This window comes from Pseudomonas fragi, assembly GCF_025426255.1.
In the GTDB taxonomy this organism is placed as follows: Bacteria; Pseudomonadota; Gammaproteobacteria; order Pseudomonadales; family Pseudomonadaceae; genus Aquipseudomonas; species Aquipseudomonas kulmbachensis.
In genome coordinates, this window is record NZ_CP104861.1 from 2,192,891 (window position 1) to 2,214,001 (window position 21,111).

A 21,111-nucleotide genomic window follows, 5' to 3' on the forward strand; every position below is an offset into this window, starting at 1 on the left:
GAAGGGAAACGGTTAGAGATAAAGTTTTTTATTTGATTCTGTATGTGTGGAAGGGCTGGCTGTGGTGAAAATAGAGATCTAAACAGGCACTGCAGTTTGGATCGTAAACTGCGTGATTACATGCAATAGAGAGTATTGGCTAGGCTAATGCAACTAGTTGCTAGTAAGTTCGTCAGCGGGGGATGTGGAGTCTCAAGGATAAATACGGCGCAAACTCCCCCTTCTCACTGTGGGTAAGAAGGGGTTGATATTAGTAGATGTCTTTTGATAGTAAGGTGAGTGGGGTCTTGATCATGATTTTGATGTCGAGCCATAGTGACCAGTTATTGATGTAGTCGAGGTCAATCTCAACTCTTTTTTGCATTTTTTCAATGGTGTCGGTTTCGCCGCGGCAGCCACTTATTTGGGCCAGGCCAGTAATTCCTGGTTTGATTCGGTGACGTGCCATATAGGCATGTATCTTGCCTGTGTAATAGTCATTGTGCGCAACTGCGTGAGGGCGTGGACCTACTAATGCCATATCACCATGGAGGACGTTAAATAATTGCGGTAGTTCGTCAAGTGAAGTGCGTCGAATAAAGCGACCTACAGCAGTTACGCGGGAATCATTTCTACTGGCTTGCTGCACGTGCTTGTCGTCGTGAACTTGCATCGAGCGGAACTTCCAGACTTTGATGACTTTACCGTTCCAGCCATGACGATGTTGTTTAAATAGTATTGGGCCAGGTGAAGAAAGCTTTACTGCTAATGCAATAACTGCAAGTAGAGGGCTTAGGCAGATAATCGCTCCTAGCGATAGTGTGCGCTCCATTAGCGCCTTGCTTAGGGCTGCAGTTGGATAGCTTGTTAGCGGGCTTTCATTTAAGTGGATAGCTGGACGACCGGCTATTTCGCTAACAGAGTGGTTCAGCAACATCATACTGTCCAGATCAGGAACCCAAACCACATCGACATTCAAATCGAGCAAATCAATATAAAGTGCTTCGATGCGCTGTGCTTCTTGCAGGGATAAGGAAATGTAAAGCCTGCGTATATTGTGTTCCGCGATAAGTGAGCGTAATTGCGCTAGTTCACCGACGATAAGTGGTGAATTTTGTGAGTCTTCGAAAGGAGAAGCGCTCACAACACCTATAAGTGGAAAGTGATTTTGTTGAATAAAGCTATCGGCCAGCTTAAGGGCTACACCATCAGAGCCAATAATAAGGCTGTTGTAATGGTGGTTATTTCTTTGGTGATAGAACCTGGAAAGGCGATGCAGTATTAAATATGGAGGAACCTGTATCAGATAACCCAGTAGCGCCCAGGATATAAGAGTTTCGCGAGAAAATAACTCACCGGACTTGGTGACAAATCCAATAGTGCTTAAACATGTCAGTGTCAGCGTCCATCCGAGGAACAAACGCACTGAACCGTTAAAGGCTTTATGTCTTTTGTAATAAACATGCGTTGCTGAGTAAGTCGGTACTGAGACTAACAGTGTAAGTATGGCGAGTATACGATAATGGAAATCAATAGTGCCAAATTTTGTATAGACCATGGCCAATAACAGAGCGATGACAAAAGTCATGGCGATGGACCACTGGCCCCAAAAAGTAAGCCCTCTGGCCACGGTTTTTCGATCTAGACGTGTATGTATCAAAGTAGCAGCCTTGTGATAAGTACTTGACTATATGAGAGCGGCTGGAGGGGGTAGGTCACAGCACTCTTCCATGTGCAGGCGTCGGGCGACTCTATTGCTGGAATAGGTAATTGCCGCACGAAACACTGATAATAAGGGTTATCAGCAATAATGGTTCGACGTTTTATAACAGTGAGGCGGGAGGTGCTATTTTCAATAGAATAATAATCTAAAGGGTGCCGTGATGTCGTAGTGATAGCGTCGCGTCCGTTTATTGCTCTCATATGATTGTAAAGTGCCATCTATCTCGCAATTCGAACATCCTGAACCAGGCAATACCCGCGATTGCGTACTGAGCGAAACAGGCGCTCACCAAAAGCATCTCTGAATTTGCTCTGAAGTCGGCTCAGGCACATTTCCAGGCCACTGTAATTGTGCGGATCTTTATTTATGCCAATAACAAGTTCTTGCTTGCTGCAGATGCGCTCTTCTCTGAGTGTTAGTGTTTTGATAAGTAACGATTCAATAGTTGTAAGCTGAATGCAGATGCTATTGTTGCACAGTTTTTGTGCCGCAGAGCAAAATAACCAGATATCAGGGCTTTCCGAATACAGAAAATTTGCTGTTTGTGCAGGAAAAGTCGAAGTTGTTTCCAGCGCTTGACTGGCAGTAAGGTCCGAGGAGCAGGAATGGATGCTCAATGATTGAACTTTTTTTACCGTTATCAAGTTGGATAGCTCACTGGCGAACTTGTTTGCCGGTGCAAAGCCTGGCTGGTCACTTGCCCATCGTGCCCAGGAAGCAACGTGTGTCGCGCGCCACTGCTGATCTGTGCGTTGGGTAGCATGCTGGTTTGCTGGGTGATATTTGATTTTATCTTGTAGCAGGCGATTTTTTGGTGCAGATGAATGATCATTTGCAGGGGCCATATAACTGGAATGTCCGAGTGTTACCTTCATGCTTCAACGTCTCCATTCGTCGGTGTCAGGCTGGTGCCAGTTGGCGAACTACAGCGGTCTGCAGAGCAGTGCATGAAGTCAGATAATGCCTATTCGCTAATCGTCCCTCGGCGCAGGCGATAGCCAAACGCGCGAACACTAAAAATCAATTCAAGTTCGTAGGCTTTTTTGATCTTTGTTCTCAGGCGGCTAATGGTTTTTTCCAGTGCTCGCGGGTCATAGAAAACAATATTAGGGTCCAGAGTTTTAGCAATACTGTCCTGACTTAATACATGCTGTGGTGCATGTATCAGGGCATCGATAATTGTCATTTCCGTATATGAAATTTCAAGTTTTTTTGCGGCGCCGCATAATAAAAGACGCGTGCGGTCAAGAGTTAATTTGGTCGTTGTTTTCCAGTGTGACTCTTCGAGAGTACGCGATAATAATGTCGATTTTTCTAGTGGACTGGCAGGTAACTTTATGCAGTGATCGGCGCCTGCCAGATAATAATTGATGCTGGTAAATGATTTATTATGTGTGGCCAATATAAAAATACACACAATCTGATTGATCAACCGGATGTGCTTTACCAGTTCCAGGCTGTCGTTAATAGCTTCTGGAGAGTTAACTTCAATAAAAACAGCTTCTACCTGATTAAAATCGCACGTCAGGTTCGTCTTGGCGTCGCAGGCATCAAGATGCCTCACGCCAGAAGTGATGAGCTGTTCAATATCGTCGGCCAGCGCTTTGCTGTGTACAAAATTGAGCGCTTTTGGGGCCAAAATATCGGTCTTGCATCCTGCGAAAAGCATATCACCTAACCCAAATACTTAGAGGCTATTGGATTTTGCCATACAAGGATATATGAAATCGGACATTTTGTAACATTTTCCCACGCGGGATATGATCAGATCTAGTAATCATCAATTCGCTGATATCGAAGATCGATTTCTATGAGGGTGGGTTTTGCGTGTATTAATAACTATCTTGGTTGCGGGTGAAATACCATGCCACTGCCAAGCCCAAGGTCACCCCAGCTGTGTTAGCCAGCGCATCGTAAAACGATGCGCTGCGTAAAGGCATTAGCGCTTGAGCATATTCAATCAGCACCCCTGCCAGTACGCAGCCGCTGGCGATCCAATACAACTTGCTCTGCAAAAATGCCAGTCGGCAGCTGAATGACAGGGCAAAAAAGCCAATAAAGTGATGCAACTTATCCTCCTGGACAAAAAGCTGCGGTATCGGCTGAGAGCGCAGCCCAGTGATCAGCAGGCCCGCGCACACTGCCATAAACAACAGGGTGCGCAGCCAGGATGGCAACTCAACAAGACGCTGAATCAGTAGATTCACTCGGTGATCTTCTCGAAGTTCTCATAAAACGCATCGCGGTTACGGCCATCGGTCATGGTGTGCAGGGAGTACTGACGATGAAGCATAGCGCCACCGTCTCGAGTCAGTGGAGCCCAAGCGATATTGGCTCGGCTCATGGTTGACACACTCATGATTTCGTCGAACGGAATCGATATATAAATTCCTTTGTCAAAACTGCCTTCACCGTATTCTTCCTTGGATGCTGTGGTACGAGTCACCCAGCCACCGAACTTCACGCCATTGGTAAATTCGCGGGAAATATCGATGGTAGTACCCCAGTCCCGAGCGAGATAACGGCCCACACTGACTGCCGCGTCCAAATCAAAGGGCAGTTTTGTATAGGAGGTAATATGACCGGTCACTGTTCTGTAGTCGCGCAGGCCAAAACCTTGGTCAAAGTCCCTTTGGCGAACATAGTTCAAATCGGCACCCAGCGACCAGCGCTCGCCCATAGGGCGGTACAGCAGTTCACCGCCGACCCCGGCGTACATCGGTTCCAGATAACCGCCATAGACCATGCCATACAGGTCCTGGTCCAGTTTGCGGGCCTGGTTCAGTTGCAAGGCTGGCATGGTCACATCTGAGGTAGTGACATATTGGCGCAAGTCAGTACGCACCCGCGGCAGATTACTCGCTGAGTCGTATTTGAACTTGTCATAATTGTTGAACAAGTTGACGCTGACGCCACCGCTCGCCCAGGTATTAGGGGTAAAGCGGTATTGCCCTTCGGCATAGGCGCTTACCTGATACAACAGGAAACCGTCGGGGCCACCCAGGTTTTGCTGGTAGCCCAGGCCAAAACCATAGGTGAAAGGATTTGGCTTTTGTTGATACAAAGTTTTATCAACGTGAGCGGTCGCGCGGTTGACCTCGGTGGTGCGGTGCAGGTCCACCAGGTCTTGCTCGTTATTGACCACATTGCGGAAGGTTGCGCGGGGCACGCTGGTTTCTTCCATCGGCATGTCATAACGCTTGTTGACCAGGGTAAACCACTGGATCTCGTCATTGGCGTTATTATCCAGAATTCGGCTGGCTCGGCCCACGCCCTTGGCGGAGTAGAAGTATTTAGACTGCTCGCCATAAATCATCAGCTCGGAATCACGCTGGGCAATACGCTCTACGGTATAGCCGGCATTTTTTTCCAGCTTTTTGGAGACCTCCGCCCAGTCAACCTGATCCAGTGGTGTGGTCGGTGCTTGTGGGGGAAGAGGGGTTGCAGGCGGATCGTAACTTTTCACTGGAGCCTTGCGGCTGACGAAGTTGGTATGCAGAGTAATACCAAATAGTGCGGTATTGCCACGCTCCCAACCTGCAGTCAAATCCACAGAGTCGCTCAGCTTGTAGACCGCGCCGATATTAATTGGTGAGTCCTGTACCTGATTGTTGTTTTGGGGCTCGTGTTTGTAGTCATTGCCGTCGTATTCGACCTTTAGGCTCAAGGGAGCCCACGGCGTTTGGTATACAACCCCGCCAAACAAGGCTGGTGAACCGCGGAAGTACGAATTTGTGTTGACGTCACCTGCGGTCGAGCTGGCCGGGCGCGTGTCAAAGCGGTCATCCAGATAGCCCAGTGGGTTGTCCATATCGCCACGATTACCGATATAACCCCAAGCAATCCCTAGGCTGAAATCCAGGTCTTTATAGCGCTTGTTGGCGACAAAATACTCACTGGAAAACAGGCCAGTACCGCCGATATCCCTGAAGCCTAACGCAACCTCAGGCAGCCAGTGGCTTTCCTGCCAAAGTCGGGCTTTGGCGTCGACCGCTTTGTCCTTGTAACTTTGGTCGCCGCTCAAGGCTTCGGAACCGTACTTGCGGTTACTGATAGAGGTGTAGCGAAAGGTTCCTTCAAGCCAGTCGAGGGGTTGCAACGAAAGGCTATAGCGCGAATACGGATCAGTACGGTTAGCGTTGAAGCTCAGCTCGCCAGCAGGCGCCATACGTGCCGTCGGGGTTTGCAGCAACCCGACGCCACCAAAATCATTCTGGGTATAGCGCGGCTCGGCATGGGCCAGACTGCAGGGCAGTAATACAACAGCAGCAAAACGTAACTTCAAGGGGCAACCTCGGCCAGCGGTTGAGTGGCTAGAAACTGGGCCAGCTGCTCATTTAAATCGGGTGTGGGTAAATCAGCATTGTCGTTACGCACCGGCACTAGAATCGTGCTGCCGGCGACCGCATATACGCCGTCCTGTCGATTCCAAGCGGCAATTGCGACTTGCTGGTAGCGACCGTCGGGATGGATCAGCCATAAAAAGTCGGCATCGGCTTCGGCCAGTCGCGGGCAGCTATCGAGGTAGTCGCGAGCTTCTTGCAGGGCGCGAAAGGGCAGGGTGCAGGGCTGTTTCACTGCGCCCAGTACCTTGATACTGTTAGTCGGAGCAGGGTAAATCAGCTGGTCGCCATCGCTCAGCAGATAGTTGCGAGCAAAGCCTACTTCCAGTGCAATCGGGTCAAGCACGGCGACTTTACGCCCGGTAACGGGTAGCTGATTGACCTGATCAAACAGGCGCGCAGCCAAGGCGGCAAGGGCATCATTATTATTAAGCAAGGCACCACGTTGCAGCATTTTCAGATCAAACAGCACTCCGGCCTTGAGCCGTATCTGCTGTTCCAGCAGCGGAGTGTGCAGCCACGCGGCAGCCAGCCAATAACCTTCAGGGTTTGGTAAGGCCTGGTTGATGGCATCTTGCATGCGCATGCCAGGGGTATATGCCAAATTGCCAGGCTTACCCACGTCACCACTCACCGTCACAGCTGCCTGGCTTTCTATGCTCAGGCACAGTATTGAGCAGCTCAACAATAAGCAGGCGCTCAGCTTCTTCAAATGGCTCACCGTGCGGTCTCCCAGTCTGGGCGCAGATGCACAATCTTCAACGCAAGCTCCGGTGTCAGGTGTTGTTCGCTCTGCAGCACCAGGCCATTGTCTGGGCGGACCCAAAATCGGTTGGTGGCGCTAAACCCCAGTGCCGGGATCTCGATGGCTTCATCGATGCGCTGTAGCACATGGGGCTGGCCGAGAATGGTCACGGTTTCGAGGCCCTTGCGGCGAAAGCGGCTATTCAACGCCAGACCCACCTGTTCACCTTTATAGATGTCGATCCAGCGGGTGCTGGTCTCACCGTCGGTAATTCGTTGCAGGCCGCGTTTAAAAGGCGAATCGCCATCAAAACGTGTGCCATCCAGGCTGGGCTCCAACCCTACCGAGCGCACCACCAGGCCGTCACGCATCAACAGTACTTGCTTGCCAGAGGCAACCCAGAACTGCAGATCGCCTTGCTGACGCAGCTTGGCCATCACCCCCTCGCTGGAGGGGGTGGTGACCAAAATTTGTGCATAAGGCACCGCAGCAACATCAGCCGCTGTTAATTGCAGCGGTTCGGTGATGTCGACGGCGGCCTTGAGGGTGTCGATGGAGCCTTGCATCAGAGGGCTGCAGCCACACAGCAGCAGGCACGCCACCAGGCATGAGCGGTTACGAAGAGTTTTCAAAACGGCTCAAACCTTATCGGCTGTTGGCTTCACTGAGGTTGTTGCCCGCGGCGGCGCCAGTACCCAAAATAGTTGCCGATGGCAGCAACTGACTGATCAGACGGTTCCAGCGGGTGACCTGGGCCGGGCCTACATAAACGATGTCTTGTGGTTTCAGTTGAAAGTGGCTGGCAACTGCAAAGGCCACTGGTGACTCGGCATCCAGCTGATAAACCTTGGCCGGCTCGGTCTCAAAGTTATCGGCGCCACGAATGACATACAGTGCATTGCCGTTGGAGGTGGTTTGATTCAAACCGCCAACCGAGCCGACTACATCTGCCAGGTTCATGTTCTTGGTCTTAAAGCGGATTGCCTGAGGCATCAGGACTTCGCCCATCACATAGATTTTTTTACGATCATTGTAAGGGAGGTACAGTTGGTCGCCGTCTTTCAAAAACACGTTCTGCAACTGCGATCCGGAGGTGTTGAGGGAGTCTATATCCAGTACAAATTCACGACCATCGCGGGTCAGAGTCAGTCCGGACAGATCGGCATTCCCTGGTTCGATACCAGCAGCTCCAATAGCCTCGACCACACTTAACGGTGACGTGGTAATCGGCATTGGTCCTGCTTTTAGCACGGCACCAGCAAGAACCGCCTTTTGGCTGGCAAAGCGCAAAACGCTTAAATCAATCTGAGGGCTGTCTACATATTGCTTAAGGCGTTCAGCGATTGTCGAGCGTAGCTCTTCGATGGTTTTACCCGCTGCATCGACCTGACCGATATAGGGGTAAAAGATCGTGCCGTCCGGACGCACAAGGCGTCCGTTGGCATCAATCTGTTGTTGTGCGCCCGAAGGTGCCGTCAATTCGGGATGGTCCCAAACGGTGATATACAGCACATCGTTGGCTCCGATCCGGTAAGCCGCAGGCTTGAATGCCAGCAGTTCTGCTGGCACCGAGCTTGAGACGTATGTCGCCGCGTTTTGCGCAATCAGCTTGGGGGTGATGGGGATCAGCTCGACCCGACTGCTCTCAGGCGAGCCCTCTTGACCGATCGCACTGGTATCCAGGTATTGACCGGGCGCAAACATACAACCTTGCAGGGCGAACCCTGCAAGTACCGCGAGCGACAAACTACGAATCATCATTGAGGACACTTGTAAAGGAAACACATCAAAATCAAATGCCTGGAAAGCTCCAGGTGGTTTAGTCCTTTCGACCTGGCAGGTACTTAGTTAGTCCCTGTGGTACCTGTGGTGCCTGTGGTGCCTGTAGTGCCGCCGTTGCTACCACCACCACCACCGCCGCCTGATGCCGCTGCAGCAACAACAGCTACTACGGCAACGCCTGCAGCTACGGCAGTTTTAGTATTGACGCCACCGAGGACGCCGGTCTCAGTATTCAGAGAGCCGCCTGCTGCGGGAGCTGGAGCTTCTGCTGCGATTGCAGAGGCGCTCAAGGCTAGGGCGAGTGCGGAAACGAGGAATTTATTCATGGGGAAATCCTTTTGGTAAATAGTCTGTATTGGCGGTAGTACTTGAGTGTGCGTACCCAAGATTACAAACTTGGGTGTTTGCGTATTGCGCGAAGCTGCAAGCATAGCCCTCAAGAGGTTTCGTTACAGGTATTTTATTTTACAATAACAGCTCAAGAATACCCGTGTAGAGCCCCTTGGGTTGCTGACGTTTTATAACGTGCCGGTTAACTCAGCAATTACTGGCTGATATGTGCGTTGACTGCTGAACCCTGCAAGTAAACTCTGAGTAAGCCCGCTGTTTGCACGGGCTAATGTCATTTTGATAGCCACCTAAAGTGATTCTGCATCAATGTAGGCCTGCCAGCTCTAGTTTCCCAATAACTGGCGAAGAGTCGGGTTGGATTGATCTTTTGCGGACAGTTTAGGGTCTGCTACTGGCCAAGGAATATTAACCTCAGGGTCATTCCAGATCAATCCACCTTCATCTTCGGGATAATACAAATCGGTACACTTGTACTGAAAATCGGCAATATCACTGAGCACACAGAAGCCGTGAGCATAGCCTGGCGGTACCCAGAACTGACGGTGATTTTCATCGCTAAGTTCGACGCCAACATACTGGCCGCAGGTCGGCGATTCAGGGTTTATATCCACTGCCACATCATAGACTGAGCCCTGGCTGACACTCACCAGCTTGCCTTGTGGGCGCGTGCGCTGAAAATGAAGGCCGCGCAGAACTCCGCGCTGCGAGCGAGAGTGATTATCCTGAACGAAGGGCAGGGTGATGCCTGCTTCGCGGTAGCGTTCGGCCTGAAAGGTTTCGAGAAAAAAGCCTCGCTGATCTCCGAACACCTTGGGTTCGATGATCAAGACCCCCGGCAACACGGTTTCAATAATTTTCACTGCCCTGCCTCCTGGACAAGCAAGCGCTGCAAATATTGACCATAACCAGTCTTGCACAGTGCTTCGGCCTGGCAAGCCAATTGCTCCGCCGACAACCAGCCTTGGTGATAGGCGATTTCTTCCAGACACGCGACTTTCAAGCCCTGACGCGCTTCAATGGTATGCACAAAGTGACTGGCTTCCATCAACGAGTCATGCGTGCCAGTATCTAGCCAGGCAAACCCACGGCCCAATAAACTCACATGCAAGTCGCCACGTTGCAGGTAGGCGTTGTTGACATCGGTGATCTCCAGCTCGCCGCGCGCAGAGCGTTTCACCTGTTTTGCAATCTCCACAACCGAATTGTCATAGAAATACAGCCCGGTGACGGCATAGTTGGATTTCGGCTGCTTGGGTTTTTCTTCGATGGAAATTGCCTTGCCAGTGGCATCAAATTCCACAACCCCGAAACGCTCCGGGTCACTGACGTGATAGCCGAACACCACGGCACCGGTGGTCCGACTAGCCGCCTGTTGGAGCATCGCGCTGAATCCGTAGCCATAAAAAATGTTATCGCCAAGGATCAGACAAACATTACTGTCACCAATGAATTCCTCACCAATCAAGAATGCTTGGGCCAAGCCATCTGGAGAGGGCTGTTCAGCGTAGCTGAGTTCAATCCCGAACTCCGACCCGTCGCCCAGTAACTTGCGAAAGTTAGGAAGGTCTTCAGGGGTAGAAATAATCAGCACTTCGCGGATGCCGGCGAGCATAAGCACCGACAATGGATAGTAGATCATCGGTTTGTCGTAAACAGGCAGTAGCTGTTTCGATACGCCACGGGTAATAGGGTGCAAGCGCGTGCCGGAGCCACCCGCGAGAATGATGCCTTTCATATTGAATATCCTTTTGAAAATGATTCGAGAGCTGGCTTTTTACCCATGCTGTTATACGGGAGCAGCATGGGTAGGCACTTAAGGTTGGATTTAATTATTGCCACCCAGACGGCCCAGCCGATAGTCTCCAGTCAACACGCGTTGCCACCATTGGTCATTGTCCAGATACCACTGCACCGTCTTGCGTAACCCTGTTTCAAATGTTTCTTGCGGTACCCAACCCAGCTCTCGTTCGATTTTCGATGCGTCGATCGCATAACGTCGATCGTGTCCAGGTCGGTCCTTTACAAAGGTAATCAGTTCTTTGTAAGAGCGGGCGTGTTCGCTATTGCTACCAAGCGGTACCAACTCATCCAGCAGTTCGCAAATGGTTTCCACTACTTCCAGGTTGCGTTTTTCGTTGTGCCCACCGATGTTGTAGGTCTCACCAACGACACCTTTGCATACGACCTCAACCAGCGCCCGGGCATGGTCTTCAACGTATAGCCAGTCGCGAATCTGCGAGCCATCGCCATACACCGGCAAAGGCTTGCCCTCCAAAGCATTGAGAATCACGTGGGGAATCAGCTTCTCCGGAAAGTGGTACGGGCCGTAGTTATTGGAGCAGTTGGTCACCAGCACTGGTAAGCCATAGGTACGCTGCCAGGCACGCACAAGGTGGTCTGAACTGGCCTTGGAGGCAGAGTAGGGCGAGCTGGGTGAATAGGGCGTTGTTTCAGTAAACAGGTCCGTTGTACCTTCCAGGTCGCCATACACCTCATCTGTGGATATATGGTGGAAACGGAAGGCTTTCTTGGCCTCGGGGGGCAAGTCATTCCAATAGCGCCGTGTTGCTTCCAGCAGACTATAGGTGCCAACGATATTGGTCTGGATAAAGTCAGATGGACCGTCGATAGAACGATCTACATGTGACTCGGCCGCAAGATGCATCACGGCTGTGGGCTTGTATTCGCTAAACACCACATCTAGTGCTGCACCATCGCATATATCAACCTGATAAAAACGGTAGCGTGCTGATGCCTCAACTGAGGCCACTGACTCTTGGTTGCCGGCATAGGTAAGTTTGTCGAGGTTGGCAACTTCAGTTGCTGTATTGTCGATCAAGTGGCGAATTACGGCCGAACCTATAAAGCCGGCACCACCGGTTACTAGAATGCGCATCAGTTTTTCTCCGCGTAAGGGCTATCCCAGTAACGCTTGTACATGCCCAGTTTTTTCTTTAACTGAATGGAGAGTTGGCTCTCTTTTTGACCTAGTTTGTAAGCAAGTAGCTTGAAAGCATTACGAGTAATGGCTGACGGCCACAAATGCAGTCTGCTAACGCCGAGATATTTAAGCTCGGATTTTACATAACTTAATCCTTCTCCGCCCGCGCCTCCAAAAGTTTCTCTGATCCATGGTTCGCGTGCGTGAAAGACGCCCATGTCAAAGTAACGATGAAACTCCTCTGCGAGCGTGTAGTTATGTGAGTGCCGGCAACATGCATCTCCTTGATAAACCACTTTCCAGCCGGCTAATAGCATTTTTGCTGTAGCGTACATATCTTCAGCGAAAATTACGTGGTTTGGAAAACCACTAACTTCTAATAGCGCCTCGCGGCGATAGGCTGCAAAAGAATTAGACATAAAGGCAGTTTTTATGCCTAGTTGCGCTGCGTCAGCCAACGATTTTACTTTGGTGTTTGGAGGGTAATTGAAGGCGCGAGCATGCTGAGCAAGTGCCGTTGCATCCAAGTGAGGCAGTTGTCGGCCGCAAACAGCTGCAACTTTTTCGTCGCTAAAAGGCGAAACAATTTTTTGAATTGCTTGAGGATCCTCTAAATAGGCATCCTGTGTCAAAAATACATAAATACTGTAATCTGGATTGCGATCAATCATTAGCTGGCGTGTGCCGCCGTGATTGAAATCTTGACTTGAAATACTTAGTACATTGTTACAGTGCTCACTTGCAAGCTCTAAAGTTCCATCTTTTGAACTGGAATCTACAATAAATAAGTCGAAGGACTGCGTTTGGCTCTCAAGCGATTTTAGTAAACGACTGAGATCTTTTTTGCCATTGTAAGTCGGGATGATGCAGGCAATTTTTGGCATGAGCATGGAGGTTATTTGTCCTTTAAGTCCACTCTTCGGGACAGTCTTTTTTCCAGTCGCTGAGAGCACTTTCCAAGTTGTATTGGTAGGTGTACCCATTGTCCACTAAGAAACTTGGTAGGATATTGTTTGATCTGACCAACTTACGAATACGCACAGGGCTAAATGGGTGCCTTACACCAAGTGGGCGAGCTACGAGGTCAATTGTATACGCTGCAGCCAGTAGTAGCGGGTAAGGTATGCTAGGGACGGTACGTGTTACGTTAGCTACTTTGCAAACAGTATCTACATATTCCTGGATTGATGGCCCTGGATTCATTGACATGTTGAATAGATTGACGCGCTCACCTGTTTGGTCTTGGCGTGCTAATACCCAGAGTATTGCATTGCATAGTTCTTTTACGTATGTCCCTGCTTTGCGTGTATTTTTATTTCCTGTATAGAAAAAGTAACGGTGCAGCACTGCCTTGATCAGGCGTGATACATTTCCCCCTTCGCCAGGTCCAAAAACTACACCCGGGCGAGTTATTATAAGTTGGCGGATCTCCGAGTTGCGTGCCTGCCAAGTCTGGTGGATTTTTTCAGCTACCAGTTTTGAACCGCCATAGGCTGTTGTCGGAACAGGCAGGCTTGCCTCGGTTTTTTCTTGTTCACTTGGGCCGTATGGGGAAATAGAACTTGTAAATATAATTCGTTGGCAGTCAACTTTTTCAGCCCAAGAGCAAATATTCTCGGCGCCTAATAGGTTGGTTTCATAATATTCGAAATCTTTATGGCCAGGTTCTCGGTGCACAGCTGCAAAGTTAGCAATGAGAGAAATAGTCTCACTTGGTACCCAATTGATAGCTTTGCGTACATCACCTTCGATAAATACAATTCTAGAGTCTTCAGCGATTAAACGCTTGCGGAATTCGCTGGCTTTGTCGCAGGGTGAAACCAGGTCGAAAATATAAACTTTTTCAAATGAGCCGCTATTTAGCAAGCTCTTTGCAAAGAAAACACCTATAAATCCCGACCCGCCAAAAACAATAGAAGTTTGCAAGGTTTTATTTGTATTCATGTGTTTGTTGGGAACCAAAAAATTGAGGGGATGGGTTATTTACTTGGTGGTTGATTGAGGGTTGTTAGTGGCTCAAAATGTTTGTGCTTTTTTTGGGCTTTAAGTTTTGGCACTAATGTGTAATAAAGAAACAAGCTTATTAGGCAAGTTAACATTAAAGGGCTAAACATCTTTTCAATTTTGCCCATCGTAGTTGCAAGATAGGTCATGAAAAAAATCATGACTGACACAGCGGTAAGGAAAAAGTTTTTCTGAGCTATTGATTTGTAGAGTACCGCACATGAAAAGCCAGTAAACGCAGCATGTATAGCCACAAAGAACGGTGCAAGTATAAAGCCAAAGAAGTAAGTAAAGTTTGCAGGGAATGGGGCTGTGAGAGTAATCCCAGCATCTAGCATGCGGCTAACAAGAGTGGCCGGTGCAATTTTGGCCATTAAATAATAAATGCCTCTGTCGGCTTCATCTGAAGTAAAGCCAAAAAAGCTTTGAAATATAACGTTCAAGTCTTTGAAGTCACCAGAGATTTTGTCTAGCGCATATGGCATTTGGCCTTGAAGTGCAATCCTGGGTAAAAAAATCTCAATGGAGCCGGTGATGATAAAGTAGTTAAGCAAAATCGCGCCAAAAATGGCAACCACAAAGATGCTAAATTTAAGTAAGTGTTTTTTGGAAACTCCCTCGCCCGATAAAACATATTTTGGGAGTACGAAGAAGAAAAACGAAAGAAACATAAGTGAGAATTTTTCACTTGAGAGAATCATGATTACGACAAAAACAAGAAACCATATGTTTGAGGTTTTTTGTTTTATTATATTGCATTTCCCTGCGAGCGAAATCATCAGGGAAAGATAGGGGATGAGTGTGTATATGCTTCTGTAGGCTTCGGGTGCGGAGCTTAATATGTAGTCGAATCGGCTCATCCCCATCAGTAGAGGGGTCCCATATAGGGCAAAGCAAGCGATTAAAACCAATGGGGTTGCTGTTGCTAGGATTAGAAGAGCTCGATGGGTGAATTTTTCAAGAGAACCTAGAGTAGGTGGATGTGGAATAATCTTTAGAATTTTTTTATAAAATAGAAGAGTGCATGCCATAAAGAAGGCAGACAAAAAAGCATTTCTTGCAGCGGAACCAGTGACATAGGCATGTTCTGCAATTTCTATCAGGTATGAGCCAGTTAGTTCAATAATGGCATTCGCGGCTAAGGCGCTGGAAATGCCGAATGCGTATAGAAGAAAAATCCATCCCCCTTGGCGATACATAATCAACTGAGTGGATGTGTATACAAGGAAAATTATGGCGAAAATATTTACAAGGTTTGAAGTAGATAGAACAGACGCGAAATAAAATAACAGAGAGGAAATAATGATCAGCAATAGTTTGCTATCATTTTTTTTCCGATGATTCAAGTGACCGTAAGGTATGTTATACAAAGCATGTGCCTCTATCGTGCCATTTTTGAAGTTGGCTCGCTGTGATTGCCGGTTAAGGAAATAAATTTTTCGCTTATACTTTGTTGTTCGATATTTTTTGGCGGCTCACTTGATAAAATTCTAATTAGGTTTTCCTCTAATGTTTCTTGCGAATTTTCGATAGAGTGTATGTTTTTGAACATTGAAAAATCATCTGCGTCAAATGCAGGGTCATATATTTGAATGGCTATTCGGCCTGCTTGGTTTGCTTCGAAAAGTGCAGTCGATGTTAGTGATATAAAAATATCATAGCTGTCAAATGACTCATTCAGATTCTTGGTTGTTATGTGCTTTATATTTTCAAGGTGCTCATATCCCAATTCGCCAGGGTGAGGCTTGTAGTGTAATGTTTTTCCGTGCTTGTTTAGAATTGAACTTAAGTTGCTGACGATCGCCATGTAGGCTTGCCCGCGAGCAAGGCCGTATTTAATCCAGGGCTGGCCCAGAAAACAAATTGTCCTCTGCTCTGGTTTGTTAGTTTCACGCGTCGGTTTGTGTGGTGATGAGTGAAAACCTAGAACTTTAATTTTGTGCTGGTCCATGCCTTTTTCTATCAATAAGTTTTTTTGTTGTTCACTTATTGCAAAGAAAATATCCGAAAACCAGCCATCGAAAATTTCGCCTGGCGATTTACTCTGGAAAAGTCCGTGTTGAATGCAGATGGATTGTGAAACTCCAGCTTCTCTAGAAGCTAATATTATAAGTCTCTGCATTGGGAGTGAGTCATTGTTGACGTATAGCTGTGCATCTGTATGTGCTGCGACAGATATTTTTAATTTAAACATCTGCCGTATTTTAAGAATGTCATTGCTTTCTGCGTTGTGACTGCTCTTCATGTTTTTGATAAAAGTGTCCCAGACTTTATCTTTTATGCTGAAGCAAGGTATGTAGCTGATATTGTGGCGTATGCAAAATAATAATTGTTGTGGCCCACCAATAATGCAAACCTCCTTTGGTGGGAGCCCAAGAATTATTTCTTTATAGTTTGTGCCCCAAAAAAAATACTTTATGGAGCCTTGTTTTGGCTTACATGTATTGGCGGCAAGAATTGTCAGTAGTCGAACAGGAAGAGCAGACCATTTGTTATATTTTTCGTAGGACGATATAAGTGTTTTTTTGAATTCTGGATCAAATTTTATTCTGGCTTCTGTGTATGAATATATAAGCGATGTGTCGTTGCCGTTTGTCGTGGTTGACATTTCTTTGGTCGCTCATTCCTGCTGTTTATTTGATGAAAACGTTCTTGCTATACAGGGGGGTTGTCTATGCTATGGGCCTAAATATCGATATTTTCAAGAGCAACAGGGGTGTTGGAATAAGTTGCATTGAGGACTTTCTTGCCTATGATTTTATCAAGCATCTTGGGTGGCAAACCAAACCCAGGACGTACGCTACGTACGGCATCAGCTGTAATCACATCCCCAGCCTTCAAGTCTTTAACAAAATAAAGAGAACGACGGAATTTAGCATTTCCTTGTTCGCTAGACTTTCTACCGTAATCTACTTGTCCCATTGATGCCCATGCAGTTTTGCTATCGCGACACAGAGCTACCAACTCTGCTGGTTCCAACGAGAAGCTGTCATCAGGACCGCCGCCACTGCGATCAAGGGTGAAGTGTTTTTCAATAATCGATGCACCCATCACGACGCTGGCAATAGCAGTTGTATTGTCCAGTGTATGGTCCGACAGGCCAGTAACCAGGCCAAAGCGCTGCATCATGTCTGGGATCGTGCGCAGATTGTAGTCCGCTGCTGGAGCCGGGTAGCCACTGACGCAGTGAAGAATAGCCAGTTCCTTGCAACCACCTTCGCGAGCGGCGTCAATGGCTTCCTGGATTTCATCAGCATCGGCCATCCCGGTTGAGATGATCATCGGTTTGCCTGTGCTGGCAACGTACTTGATCAACGGCAGGTCAATGGCTTCAAAGGAAGCAATTTTGTAGGCTGGAGTGTTGAGGCTTTCCAGCAGATCAACAGCGGTGTTGTCGAACGGGGAGCTGAAAATGGTGATTCCCAGCTTACGCGCGTACTCGAACAGCGTTGCGTGCCATTCCCACGGCATTTGGGCTTCTTTGTACAGCTGATAGAGGTTCTTGCCATCCCATAGACCACCGTGAATCTGGAAGTCTTCAGAGTCACAATCGAGGGTGATTGTATCGGCGGTATAGGTCTGCAGTTTGACCGCATCAGCGCCGGCTTTCTTTGCTTCCTCGATGATCTTTAGTGCCGTTTCAAGCTTGCCGTTATGGTTGGCGGAAAGTTCGGCGATGATGTATGGCGGTGCATCTGCAGCAATGCGGCGACCTGCAATGTTAATGCTTGGAATATTTGACATGATTTGATCTCTTAAGTATTCGCGGGTCTATCGGAGGCAAGAAGGCCGAAACATACAACGTCGTGGTATTGCTCACCATCGAAGTGCTGGTGGCGCAGGATGCCCTCCTGTTGGAAACCCTGATTCAGATGGAACTTGATTGAACGTTCGTTATACGCAATTGCTTGACCACAAATTTTGTGCAGTCCTGCATGGCTGAATGCATATTTCAGTGCAGCTTCACCTAATCTACGGCCTGTACCCTGTGGCGCATCGGGGGCGGCGTAAAAACCCCAGTCGGCTATGCCGCCAGGCGCAATTTCATGGATGTTGATAAAACCGACTGGCACAGAATCGATTTCGAAAACCAGTAAATGGCGGCTGCTGTCCAACGTGGCCCGCTCGAACCAGCGAGTGTGCTCCTCAAGACTGATTTCATGCTGCGTGTACATATAACGGCGTACATCTGCATCATTACGCCAGCTGAGTACTTGCTCGAGATCTTCGTGGGTCATCGGCCGTACACGTGAATCCGTTGGTGCGCTTGCAGTCAATTTAAAACTCCAAATATTGGATGACCCTTGCTACTCCCATGCCATCTGCTATCTGCGAGGCAGCTTGGCTCATGCTTGTTCGTTTAGACGCTGATGCAGCAAGTCTGTTTAATAAATCAGGCAGGCAATCGGGTATTTCCTGCGGTTCATGCAACACGTACACCGCATTGGCATGCTCAAGACTCTGGGCGATTTTCCGTTGGTTATCGGCCAGTACGAGCATTATGGTTGGCAAACCCAAACAGCAGCGCTCCCAGGATGTTGCACCCGCGGCGCCGATGGCCAAGTCACTTTCGGCCATCAATTGGGCCATATCACTGATACCGACTTTGACCGTTGTGGGCCAGGGCATTTGACTGGCCTGTTGGCGAACGTCGTCAAGCCAGGGCGCGGTGCTGCCCATCACCACGCTGATATTGCAGTTGGCTGGCAACTCTGCGCTTCTCAATGCCTTCAGAATCTGCCCGGTGGCATTGTCTTTATCGACGCCACCCATGGTGATCAGCAGGTGTTCGAGTTGCGGTGTTTCCCTGCGTTTCAGGCTGAAGTCACGCAAGTTCGCGAACTCCGGACGCAGCAGGGAATATTGCGAACCACAGAGTAGGGTGCAGGTCTCTGGGGTCCAGGGAGCATAGTCCTTGGCATCACGGCCAAAGGTCTGATCCAGCAGCAGGTCACACCGGTGAGGCCGGTCTGCCAGATCGTCGATCACCATCAGCTTGCGGTAGCGCGGCATTAACGCCGTTTCCCAGCGTGCATCGAGGGCATAGTGATCAACGATCAGCCAGTCAGGTGTCAGTTGCTCAAGAATGGCAGCGCATTCAGCTGCGTCCTGTTCCTGTGTTGCTCCTAACCAAGCAGCATGAGCCAGTTGTGACGGGTTGATCGTCGTCTGTTCAACTGCATGAGCCAGAAGGGGTAAAACATGTACTTGAAAGCCTTTATTGCGGATGTGCTCAACCAGGTTGCCGGGATGTTCCCGGCAAATAAACTGGCATTCGCCGCCTTGCTGCTTGAGCGAGTCGGCCAGGGTCAGGCAACGCATCACATGCCCTGTACCCATTTGCAGTGAGGCATCAACGCGCAAGGCAACCCTGATGGCTTGCTTGCTCACTGTGCTTCAGCCTGCATGGCCTTGAACAACCATTCGGCACGGACCCAGTCTTCCGGGGTGTCGATGTCTTGTACGCGATGTCGCGGCAGAGCCACCGGGACCGAGGCAGGGCTGAAGATCATCCGACCTTGCAGCCAGGCATCGGCCTTGCCCCAATAAAACTGGCCTGCGTCATGAAAGGCCTCTTCAAGGTCTTGCGAGCGGGTGTTGAAGTGCTCAGGGTTGAACATTTCAACCCGCCCTTCAGCATTGAGGCGGATCGCCCGCTGAATCGGGAAGGCGTAGCTGGTGACCGAGAAGGCGTAATCGCTGCCAGTGTCGAGCAGGGTGTCAAAACCACGACGAATATCTTCGGGGCTCACAAATGGGGCCGTGGCATACAGGCAGCAAGCCTGTTCCACGGATTGCCCTTGTGCATTGACCCACTCAATGGCGTGGCGAATAACCGGAATGGTCCCGGTATGGTCGTCAGACAGTTCGGCCGGGCGCACAAATGGCACCGTGGCACCGTAGCGGCGCGCCACATCGGCGATCTCTTCGTCATCGGTAGATACAATGACCTGATCAAAGCAGCCGCTTTGCAGGGCTGCTTCAATGGACCAGGCGATCATCGGCTTTTCGCAGAACAGCTTGATGTTTTTGCGTGGGATACGCTTGCTGCCTCCGCGGGCAGGGATGATCGCCAGCTTCATGCCTGCACCGCCTGGCGCAGGGCAGCAATGACTTCGTCTTGCTGCTCATCGGTCATGGTCTGGAACATCGGGATGCTGATAGCTTCCTGATAGTAGGTTTGCGACTGTGGGAAGTCGTCCGGTTTGAAGCCCATGCGCTCGTAGTAAGGCTGGGTGTGCACCGGGATGTAGTGCAGGTTGACGCCGATTCCCAGTTCGCGCAGTGCTTCAAAGACCTGGCGGTGAGTTTTCTGGATTTGATCCAGGTGCAGGCGAATCACGTACAGGTGCAGACCGGAGTAGCTGTCTGCGTGCTGCCAAGGCGCGGTAACCGGCAGGCCAGCCAGCAGATCGTCATAGCGACGGGCCAGTTGATGGCGGCGGGCTACGTACTGATCCAGACGCTCCATCTGGGTAACACCCAATGCGGCCTGCAGTTCGGTCATGCGGTAGTTGAAGCCCAGATCGATCTGCTGGTAGTACCACGGACCGTCGGCTTCATGAGTCATCTGCGCCGGGTCACGGGTGATCCCGTGGCTGCGCAGCAGGCCCATTTTGGTTGCCAGTTCGTCATCGTTGGTCAGTGCCATGCCGCCTTCTGCGGTGGTAATGATCTTGACCGGATGGAAACTGAAAACAGTGATATCGCTGTAGCGGGAGTTGCCGATGAACTCGCCCTGGTATTTACCACCAATGGCGTGAGAAGCATCTTCAATAATCTTGAAGCCATAGCGCTGGGATAATGCATGAATGGCTTGCATATCGCAGGGCTGGCCACACAAATGCACGGGAACTACTACCTTGGGTAGCGTGCCATCGCGTTCGGCCTGTTCCAGTTTGAACGCAAGCGCTTGCGGGCAAAGGTTGTACGTGCGCGGGTCGATATCGACAAAATCAATCTCGGCACCGCAGTACAGCGCACAGTTGGCCGAAGCGACAAAAGTGATCGGTGTAGTCCACAACCGATCGCCCGGGCCAAGCCCAAGGGCCAGGCAGGCAATGTGCAATGCCGAGGTGGCACTGTTCACGGCCAGGGCATGGCGGGCTCCGACGTGCTGAGCAACACTTTGCTCAAAACGCGGCACCATGGGGCCTTGGGTCAGGAAATCAGATTGCAGCACCCCCACGACCGCATCGATATCGGTCTGGGTGATGTCTTGGCGGCCGTAGGGAATCATGCT

21 protein-coding genes are annotated in these 21,111 nt (G+C 49.6%); all 21 read right to left on the reverse strand.

Features of this window, described 5'->3' with window-relative positions:
• Positions 1-250: 250 nt before the first annotated feature.
• The 21 genes from N7D90_RS10025 to pseC all read right to left on the reverse strand — a co-directional run bounded on the left by N7D90_RS10025 (position 251) and on the right by pseC (position 21,108).
• Complete coding sequence (locus N7D90_RS10025; protein WP_261742006.1) at positions 251-1,567, reverse strand: undecaprenyl-phosphate glucose phosphotransferase; 1,317 nt, start codon at positions 1,565-1,567, stop codon at positions 251-253.
• Between the two features lie 353 nt (positions 1,568-1,920).
• The gene (locus N7D90_RS10030; protein WP_261742007.1) at positions 1,921-2,577 is read right to left on the reverse strand and encodes a helix-turn-helix domain-containing protein; all 657 of its coding nucleotides are present in this window, start codon (positions 2,575-2,577) and stop codon (positions 1,921-1,923) included.
• 89 nt (positions 2,578-2,666) lie between these two features.
• On the reverse strand, positions 2,667-3,371 hold the full coding sequence (locus N7D90_RS10035) for a helix-turn-helix domain-containing protein (RefSeq protein ID WP_261742008.1): 705 nt from the start codon (positions 3,369-3,371) through the stop codon (positions 2,667-2,669).
• Positions 3,372-3,534: 163 nt separating this feature from the next.
• Entirely contained in the window at positions 3,535-3,771 is a 237-nt protein-coding gene (locus N7D90_RS24635; RefSeq protein ID WP_315968155.1) for a VanZ family protein, read from the reverse strand.
• 134 nt (positions 3,772-3,905) lie between these two features.
• On the reverse strand, positions 3,906-5,987 hold the full coding sequence (locus N7D90_RS10045) for a YjbH domain-containing protein (RefSeq protein WP_261742010.1): 2,082 nt from the start codon (positions 5,985-5,987) through the stop codon (positions 3,906-3,908).
• On the reverse strand, positions 5,984-6,730 hold the full coding sequence (locus N7D90_RS10050; protein WP_410012281.1) for a capsule biosynthesis GfcC family protein: 747 nt from the start codon (positions 6,728-6,730) through the stop codon (positions 5,984-5,986). The genes N7D90_RS10045 and N7D90_RS10050 overlap by 4 nt, the downstream gene beginning before the upstream one ends.
• Before the next feature lie 32 nt (positions 6,731-6,762).
• Positions 6,763-7,422: a YjbF family lipoprotein gene (locus N7D90_RS10055; protein WP_315968156.1), complete on the reverse strand. Its 660-nt coding sequence runs from the start codon at positions 7,420-7,422 to the stop codon at positions 6,763-6,765.
• A gap of 13 nt (positions 7,423-7,435) precedes the next feature.
• Positions 7,436-8,548, reverse strand: a complete 1,113-nt coding sequence (locus N7D90_RS10060; protein ID WP_315968161.1) for a polysaccharide biosynthesis/export family protein — start codon at positions 8,546-8,548, stop codon at positions 7,436-7,438.
• An 86-nt stretch (positions 8,549-8,634) separates the two neighbouring features.
• Entirely contained in the window at positions 8,635-8,898 is a 264-nt protein-coding gene (locus N7D90_RS10065) for a hypothetical protein (protein WP_261742012.1), read from the reverse strand.
• A gap of 348 nt (positions 8,899-9,246) precedes the next feature.
• The gene (gene rfbC, locus N7D90_RS10070; RefSeq protein WP_261742013.1) at positions 9,247-9,783 is read right to left on the reverse strand and encodes a dTDP-4-dehydrorhamnose 3,5-epimerase; all 537 of its coding nucleotides are present in this window, start codon (positions 9,781-9,783) and stop codon (positions 9,247-9,249) included.
• Positions 9,780-10,658: a glucose-1-phosphate thymidylyltransferase RfbA gene (gene rfbA / locus N7D90_RS10075; protein WP_261742014.1), complete on the reverse strand. Its 879-nt coding sequence runs from the start codon at positions 10,656-10,658 to the stop codon at positions 9,780-9,782. Before rfbA ends, rfbC begins: the two co-directional genes overlap by 4 nt.
• A 90-nt stretch (positions 10,659-10,748) precedes the next feature.
• Entirely contained in the window at positions 10,749-11,819 is a 1,071-nt protein-coding gene (gene rfbB / locus N7D90_RS10080; protein WP_261742015.1) for a dTDP-glucose 4,6-dehydratase, read from the reverse strand.
• A complete protein-coding gene (locus N7D90_RS10085; RefSeq protein ID WP_261742016.1) occupies positions 11,819-12,754 on the reverse strand; it encodes a glycosyltransferase in 936 nt (311 codons plus the stop codon). Before N7D90_RS10085 ends, rfbB begins: the two co-directional genes overlap by 1 nt.
• Positions 12,755-12,770: 16 nt before the next feature.
• On the reverse strand, positions 12,771-13,808 hold the full coding sequence (locus tag N7D90_RS10090; RefSeq protein WP_261742017.1) for an NAD-dependent epimerase/dehydratase family protein: 1,038 nt from the start codon (positions 13,806-13,808) through the stop codon (positions 12,771-12,773).
• A 35-nt stretch (positions 13,809-13,843) separates the two neighbouring features.
• Entirely contained in the window at positions 13,844-15,181 is a 1,338-nt protein-coding gene (locus N7D90_RS10095; RefSeq protein WP_261742018.1) for a DUF6418 domain-containing protein, read from the reverse strand.
• 68 nt (positions 15,182-15,249) lie between these two features.
• The gene (locus N7D90_RS10100) at positions 15,250-16,476 is read right to left on the reverse strand and encodes a polysialyltransferase family glycosyltransferase (RefSeq protein WP_261742019.1); all 1,227 of its coding nucleotides are present in this window, start codon (positions 16,474-16,476) and stop codon (positions 15,250-15,252) included.
• Positions 16,477-16,553: 77 nt separating this feature from the next.
• Positions 16,554-17,612, reverse strand: coding sequence for a pseudaminic acid synthase (gene pseI / locus N7D90_RS10105; protein ID WP_261742020.1), 1,059 nt, complete (start codon positions 17,610-17,612; stop codon positions 16,554-16,556).
• A gap of 11 nt (positions 17,613-17,623) precedes the next feature.
• A complete protein-coding gene (gene pseH / locus N7D90_RS10110; protein WP_261742021.1) occupies positions 17,624-18,106 on the reverse strand; it encodes a UDP-4-amino-4,6-dideoxy-N-acetyl-beta-L-altrosamine N-acetyltransferase in 483 nt (160 codons plus the stop codon).
• Positions 18,107-18,146: 40 nt separating this feature from the next.
• Positions 18,147-19,208, reverse strand: coding sequence for a UDP-2,4-diacetamido-2,4,6-trideoxy-beta-L-altropyranose hydrolase (gene pseG / locus N7D90_RS10115; protein WP_410012284.1), 1,062 nt, complete (start codon positions 19,206-19,208; stop codon positions 18,147-18,149).
• 47 nt (positions 19,209-19,255) lie between these two features.
• Complete coding sequence (pseF, locus tag N7D90_RS10120) at positions 19,256-19,951, reverse strand: pseudaminic acid cytidylyltransferase (protein ID WP_261742023.1); 696 nt, start codon at positions 19,949-19,951, stop codon at positions 19,256-19,258.
• On the reverse strand, positions 19,948-21,108 hold the full coding sequence (gene pseC / locus N7D90_RS10125) for a UDP-4-amino-4,6-dideoxy-N-acetyl-beta-L-altrosamine transaminase (RefSeq protein ID WP_261742024.1): 1,161 nt from the start codon (positions 21,106-21,108) through the stop codon (positions 19,948-19,950). The genes pseF and pseC overlap by 4 nt, the downstream gene beginning before the upstream one ends.
• Positions 21,109-21,111: the final 3 nt, after the last annotated feature.

Excerpts from the sequence above, each read along its gene's own strand:
- N7D90_RS10060 (WP_315968161.1), bottom strand. The coding sequence starts at position 8,548 with ATGATTCGTAGTTTGTCGCTCGCGGTACTTGCAGGGTTCGCCCTGCAA.
- rfbA (WP_261742014.1), bottom strand. The coding sequence starts at position 10,658 with ATGAAAGGCATCATTCTCGCGGGTGGCTCCGGCACGCGCTTGCACCCT.
- N7D90_RS10100 (WP_261742019.1), bottom strand. The coding sequence starts at position 16,476 with ATGTCAACCACGACAAACGGCAACGACACATCGCTTATATATTCATAC.
- pseG (WP_410012284.1), bottom strand. The coding sequence starts at position 19,208 with ATGGGTACAGGGCATGTGATGCGTTGCCTGACCCTGGCCGACTCGCTC.
- N7D90_RS10090 (WP_261742017.1), bottom strand. The coding sequence starts at position 13,808 with ATGAATACAAATAAAACCTTGCAAACTTCTATTGTTTTTGGCGGGTCG.
- pseH (WP_261742021.1), bottom strand. The coding sequence starts at position 18,106 with ATGACCCACGAAGATCTCGAGCAAGTACTCAGCTGGCGTAATGATGCA.
- pseF (WP_261742023.1), bottom strand. The coding sequence starts at position 19,951 with ATGAAGCTGGCGATCATCCCTGCCCGCGGAGGCAGCAAGCGTATCCCA.
- N7D90_RS10035 (WP_261742008.1), bottom strand. The coding sequence starts at position 3,371 with ATGCTTTTCGCAGGATGCAAGACCGATATTTTGGCCCCAAAAGCGCTC.
- pseC (WP_261742024.1), bottom strand. The coding sequence starts at position 21,108 with ATGATTCCCTACGGCCGCCAAGACATCACCCAGACCGATATCGATGCG.
- pseI (WP_261742020.1), bottom strand. The coding sequence starts at position 17,612 with ATGTCAAATATTCCAAGCATTAACATTGCAGGTCGCCGCATTGCTGCA.
- N7D90_RS10065 (WP_261742012.1), bottom strand. The coding sequence starts at position 8,898 with ATGAATAAATTCCTCGTTTCCGCACTCGCCCTAGCCTTGAGCGCCTCT.
- N7D90_RS10030 (WP_261742007.1), bottom strand. The coding sequence starts at position 2,577 with ATGAAGGTAACACTCGGACATTCCAGTTATATGGCCCCTGCAAATGAT.
- rfbB (WP_261742015.1), bottom strand. The coding sequence starts at position 11,819 with ATGCGCATTCTAGTAACCGGTGGTGCCGGCTTTATAGGTTCGGCCGTA.
- N7D90_RS10025 (WP_261742006.1), bottom strand. The coding sequence starts at position 1,567 with ATGACTTTTGTCATCGCTCTGTTATTGGCCATGGTCTATACAAAATTT.
- N7D90_RS10085 (WP_261742016.1), bottom strand. The coding sequence starts at position 12,754 with ATGCTCATGCCAAAAATTGCCTGCATCATCCCGACTTACAATGGCAAA.